Source organism: uncultured Corynebacterium sp. (assembly GCF_902782855.1).
Classification (GTDB): domain Bacteria; phylum Actinomycetota; class Actinomycetes; order Mycobacteriales; family Mycobacteriaceae; genus Corynebacterium.
This window is the reverse complement of sequence record NZ_CACZOO010000256.1, coordinates 1-5,026: the sequence shown is the minus strand read 5'-3', so window position 1 is coordinate 5,026 and position 5,026 is coordinate 1. Positions and strand designations below refer to the sequence as shown.

The window sequence follows — 5,026 nt, the reverse complement described above, 5'->3', positions numbered from 1 at the left end:
TACATGCTGTCGGCCTACGGTGGAATGGGCAGCATCAGTGACCTGTACATCTGTCCGTGGAACGGGCACCCGGTGGCGGAGGGCCGGTGGGAGCGGGTGACGGACCTGCACGACGAGATCACCGAAGCGATCTACGAGGACGTCACCGCCCTGATCCGTTACTACGAGGAGGACACGTGAGGTACACGGCGGATACGGCGCGGTGCCGCAGGTCGCGAGGTGCCGTGACTGCGGTGACCCTCGGCGTCCTCCCGGTGTTCCTGCTCACCGCCTGCGGCGATGACGGGCCGACCGACACCTCCGCTATCGCCCCGATGCTCCTCACCGAGGACGATGCTCCCGACGGTTTCGGGTGGAACAGTGTCGCCGAGGTGCTCACCGACGCCGGGGACGATCTCGGCCAGCAGCTTGATGCCGCACTGGCGGGGGTGACGACGGAACCGGCGTCCTGCGGTGCCCTGGTGCCTACCTCCGACTCGATCATCGCGGAGCTCCACGACCACCGGGACACGGTCAACGCCGTCGAGTTCCTCCCCGACGATGAGAACACCCCCGCGGTCATCGACGCCGTCGTGTCCACCGCCGACGACGGGGACACCACCGATCTGGCATCCGGCAGGATCGATGCCGGGGCATGCAGTGCCTTCACCCGCACCGGTTCCGACGGTTCGGTCACCCACTACCGCGCCTCCGCGCAGAAGGCATCGGTCGCCAGCCCGGACGACACCAGGGTCATCACCGTGCTCAGCGACTCCGTCACACCCGGCGAGGACGTGGTCACCACGGTCGCCGGTACTGTCGAGGGTGTGCATTTCCGGGTCACTTCGGCCGGCGTCACCGACGCGGACGTGCTCACCACACTCGCAGAGAAACAGGTCGCGAAGATCTCTGACGCGACGGAGGGACAGGACTAGATGTTCGGCAGGAAACGCCCGAGGGCCCGGCGGCAGTGGAAGGATGCCCCCGACCCCGGTACCGTCGACGTGCTCCCGGATCCGCGGCCGGAGGCCGACCTGGCGTCCTCGGTGCTGCAGCGCGTCCTCGTCGAGGTCGGTGGCGGGAACGTCGAAGGGTTCACCGTGTCCGCCCGCGCGACGACGGGACCGTTGACCTTCACCGTCGACGCCCTGTGGCACGGGATCGCCGGAGACGGGGTCGACGCCTCCCTGAACCGGTGGAACGCCGGGCACACGGTGCCCCGTGCGCATGCTGAACTCGACGAGGAAGGCCGGGTTCGGGTCCGCGCGGACAGTGCCTTGACCTGTGGAGCTGGGGTGACGGTGCAACAGCTCGACGAGTGGATGCGCCGCGGCCTGGCCGGGTTCACCGCACTGGGGGAGTACCTCGTTGCGCGGTGGCCGGCAGCGGAGGATGTCGAGGATGATGATGCTGACGCCGAAGGAGCCGACGACGCTCCGGCCGCTTCGGGCGACATCACCGCTCTGGTCACCGACGGCAACCAGTACGGACTGCTCGGTGGTCGCACACCCGCGGTGCTGCTGCCGAGACTCGCGGAGGCAGTGAAGAGGGCGGCGAAGAGCGGAGACGGCGGGGAGAGTACTGAGGTCCGGGAGTCCGGTGCGTCCGGCCGCCGAGGCAACGGCTACCTGCGCTTCGCCTCCGGTCCCGATGTGGCGCTGCACGACGGCACACTGACGGTCACCGACGGTGTCTCCCTCGGTGCGGTCGACGCCGATACCCTGGATTGGCTCCATGCTCTCTGTGGCCGGGTCAATGCGCTGCCCGGTGGTGTCGTCGCGGTGGCGGACGGTGCGGCGGACGGGGGAGAGGGAACTGTGCTGACCTGTGCGGCCCACCGCCCCGTGGGGTCGGGACTGTCGGACGCCCAGGTGTCCCACGTCATGGCGAGGGACCGGCAGGTCGTCGCGGAAACGCTGCGGCTGCTGATGTCCGAGATCGCCGGTGAGGACGCGGACACGGACTCCGATGCCTGAGGGTCATGTCATCCACCGGCTCGCCACCGGCCTGACCACCGACTTCGCCGGGGAGGCTGTGGCGGTGAGTTCCCCGCAGGGACGCTTCGCCGCCGAGGCGTCCCTGCTCGACGGGTCGGTGCTGACCAATGCCGAGGCCTGGGGGAAGCACCTGTTCGTGCACTTCACTGCGGGTACGGTCCACATCCACCTCGGACTGATCGGTACCCTGCGCTTCGAACCCGTCGCCCCGCCGCACGGCCAGGTGCGGCTGCGTATCGCCGATGACGCGGTCGCCGCCGACCTGCGTGGCCCGCAGCGGTGTGCCCTGGTCACCCCGGTGGAGGAGGACGCCGCGGTCGCGAAACTCGGGGTCGACCCACTGCGCGTGGTCGGCGGCGACACCCCGGCGGGGGAACTCAACGCACGGAAACTGGAGACGGCACTGGCGAAGACCCGACGGTCGTCGAAGCCGGTCGGGGCGCTGCTGATGGACCAGGCGCTGTACGCCGGCGTGGGCAGTATCTACCGCACCGAGGTGCTGTTCCGTCTGGGTATCGGTCCGACGCGTCCGGGGAGGTCCCTGTCAGCGGCGGAGCTGGACGAGATCTGGTCGGACATGGTCGACCTCATGACCTACGGCGAGCTGGCCGGACGGATCGACACCGTCCGCCCCGAGCACACTCCGGAGGCGATGGGGCGTCCGCCGCGTAAGGACGACCACGGCGGCGAGGTGTACGTGTACCGGCGCGCCGGGCTGCCCTGCCTGGTGTGCGGCACACCGGTGGAGACAGGGGAGATGGCGGGGCGGAAGATCTACTGGTGCCCGGTGTGCCAGTCGGGGTAGATCAGCGATAGTCCAGGGGAGGTGGCAGGTCCGGGCGGGGCTGGTCCGCGGCCCGGGGTCGACTTAGTGTTTCGGGACAACATAGTGTGGTCTGGCACAATGCCTTGACCGTTCAAGTGGCGCACCCCACACTTCGCACACATCTCACGGAGCCTTCATGTACCAACCTGACCTGGCACCGGTCGCGGACAACACCTTCCTGTCCGCGCTCGTCGCTCTTCTGCCCCTCCTCACGGTGTTCGTCACCCTCGGCGTCCTGCGATGGCGTGCCCACTGGGCCGGCCTCGCGGCACTCGCCGTCTCACTCGTCGTCGCCGTCGCCGCCTACGGCATGCCCGCTGATCTGGCGGGACTGTCCGCCACCCAGGGCGCGGTCTTCGGGCTTTTCCCGATCCTCTGGATCGTCATCGCTGCGATCTGGTTCTACGAGATCACCGTGAAGGCAGGGAGGTTCCAGGACCTCCGCGCGGTCATCGACAGCATCTCCGACGACCCCCGTATCCAGGCGATCCTCATCGCCTTCTGCTTCGGCGGCATGCTCGAGGCGCTCGCCGGTTTCGGGGCACCGCTGGCGATCACCGGTGTGATGCTCCTGGCCGTCGGCTTCCCCCGCATGCGCGCCGCCGTCGCCGTCCTTGTCGCGAACACGGCCCCGGTCGCCTTCGGTGCGATCGCCACCCCGGTGATCACCGCCGGCAACCTCACCGGTATCGACTACGAACACATCGGTGCGATCATCGGCCGGCAGACGCCGCTCATCGCCCTCATGGTCCCGCTGTTCCTCCTCATCATCGTGGACGGACGCCGTGGCCTCAAGGACTGCTGGCCCGTCGCCCTGGTCATCGGTGCTGTCTTCGCCGGTGCCCAGTTCCTGGCGTCCAACCACATCTCCGTCGAGCTCACGGACATCATCTCGTCGCTGGCAGGCCTGGCGGTCGCCGTGGTCATGCTGCGGTTCTGGTCGCCGAAGGGCACTGACGAGGCCATCGACCGTCTCGGGACGGAACGGGAGAGGGAGGACGCCGAGGCGACCGGCGAGAACGCACAGATCGCGAAGGACGCCGTGGGCGAGCGGGACACCGGCCGTGAACTCACCGGCGGTCGCATCGCCATGGCCCTGTTCCCGTATGTACTGGTCGTCGTGGTCTTCAGCCTCGCGAAGTTGTGGGCACCGCTGAAGGACTGGCTCGCCACCACGGACGTCAGCTTCGGTTGGCCGGGGCTCGACGGTGAGGTGCTCACGTCCTCCGGTGAGGTGTCCGGCTCGACCGTCTTCAATTTCCAGTGGTTGTCCGGTCCGGGAACCCTGCTGCTGATCTGCGGTGTCATCGTGGCCCTGGTCTACCGGTACCCGCTGACCAGCGTCGCGAAGCTGTACGTGGACAACGTGGTGAAGATGCGTTGGACGATCCTGACGGTCGTCTCGGTGCTGTCGCTGGCCTATGTGATGAACCTGTCCGGGCAGACGATCACGGTCGGTACCTGGATCGCCGGCGCCGGTGCCGCGTTCGCGTTCTTCGCCCCGGTCCTCGGCTGGCTCGGAACTGCGGTGACCGGCTCGGACACCAGCGCCAACGCCCTGTTCGCGACCCTGCAGCAGACCGCTGCGGAGGGGGCGAACCTGGATCCGGCACTGATGGTGGCGTCCAACACCTCCGGTGGTGTGGTCGCCAAGCTGATCAGTCCGCAGAACCTGGCGATCGTCGCCACGGCGGTCGGCCTGGTCGGCAAGGAGTCCGTGATCCTGCGCAAGGTCGTCTGGTGGAGCGTCGGCATGCTCGTCGCGCTGTGTCTGCTCAACGGCCTGCAGTCGGGGATCCTGTCCGGGATGCTGCCCTGACGATGGGGCGGCGCCCGGAGCAGCGTAAGGAACGCTGACCTGACCAGAGGTAAGGCGTACCATGTTGTGTTATGGTCACCCGACAGCTCCCCCACCCGTCCGAGATCCTCGAACTGATGAAGTTCAAGAAGCCGGAGTTCAACGCGAAGAAGCGTCGGCTCGATTCCGCACTCACCATCTATGACCTGCGGAAGATCGCCAAGCGCCGTACCCCGGCCTCCGCCTTCGACTACACCGACGGCGCCGCGGAGGGCGAGATCTCCCTCGCCCGCGCACGCCAGGCCTTCGAGGACGTCGAATTCCACCCGTCGATCCTGCGGGACGCCTCCCACATCGACACCACCACGGAGATCCTCGGCGGCACCTCGGCCCTGCCCTTCGGCATCGCCCCGACCGGCTTCACCC

At 68.1% G+C, this 5,026-nt stretch carries 6 protein-coding genes; all 6 read left to right on the top strand.

From position 1 onward, the window contains the following. A partial coding sequence (locus QZV72_RS10455; RefSeq protein ID WP_297008259.1) for a DUF6966 domain-containing protein occupies positions 1 to 180 on the top strand: 180 nt, incomplete at its 5' end. A 44-nt stretch (positions 181 to 224) separates the two neighbouring features. Beyond that, positions 225 to 914, top strand: a complete 690-nt coding sequence (locus QZV72_RS10450) for a hypothetical protein (RefSeq protein ID WP_297008258.1) — start codon at positions 225 to 227, stop codon at positions 912 to 914. Next, positions 915 to 1,955 (top strand): YbjN domain-containing protein, encoded by a 1,041-nt coding sequence (locus tag QZV72_RS10445; protein WP_297008255.1) that lies wholly within the window; start codon positions 915 to 917, stop codon positions 1,953 to 1,955. It abuts the gene before it with no gap. Next, complete coding sequence (locus QZV72_RS10440) at positions 1,948 to 2,781, top strand: Fpg/Nei family DNA glycosylase (RefSeq protein ID WP_297008253.1); 834 nt, start codon at positions 1,948 to 1,950, stop codon at positions 2,779 to 2,781. The genes QZV72_RS10445 and QZV72_RS10440 overlap by 8 nt, the downstream gene beginning before the upstream one ends. A gap of 157 nt (positions 2,782 to 2,938) precedes the next feature. Next, a complete protein-coding gene (locus QZV72_RS10435; RefSeq protein WP_297008251.1) occupies positions 2,939 to 4,621 on the top strand; it encodes an L-lactate permease in 1,683 nt (560 codons plus the stop codon). Positions 4,622 to 4,692: 71 nt separating this feature from the next. Then, a partial coding sequence (locus QZV72_RS10430) for an alpha-hydroxy-acid oxidizing protein (protein ID WP_297008250.1) occupies positions 4,693 to 5,026 on the top strand: 334 nt, incomplete at its 3' end.

What these genes read in the sequence shown, in the direction of transcription:
- QZV72_RS10445 (WP_297008255.1), top strand. Translation starts at nt 915, where the DNA reads ATGTTCGGCAGGAAACGCCCGAGGGCCCGGCGGCAGTGGAAGGATGCC.
- QZV72_RS10440 (WP_297008253.1), top strand. Translation starts at nt 1,948, where the DNA reads ATGCCTGAGGGTCATGTCATCCACCGGCTCGCCACCGGCCTGACCACC.
- QZV72_RS10435 (WP_297008251.1), top strand. Translation starts at nt 2,939, where the DNA reads ATGTACCAACCTGACCTGGCACCGGTCGCGGACAACACCTTCCTGTCC.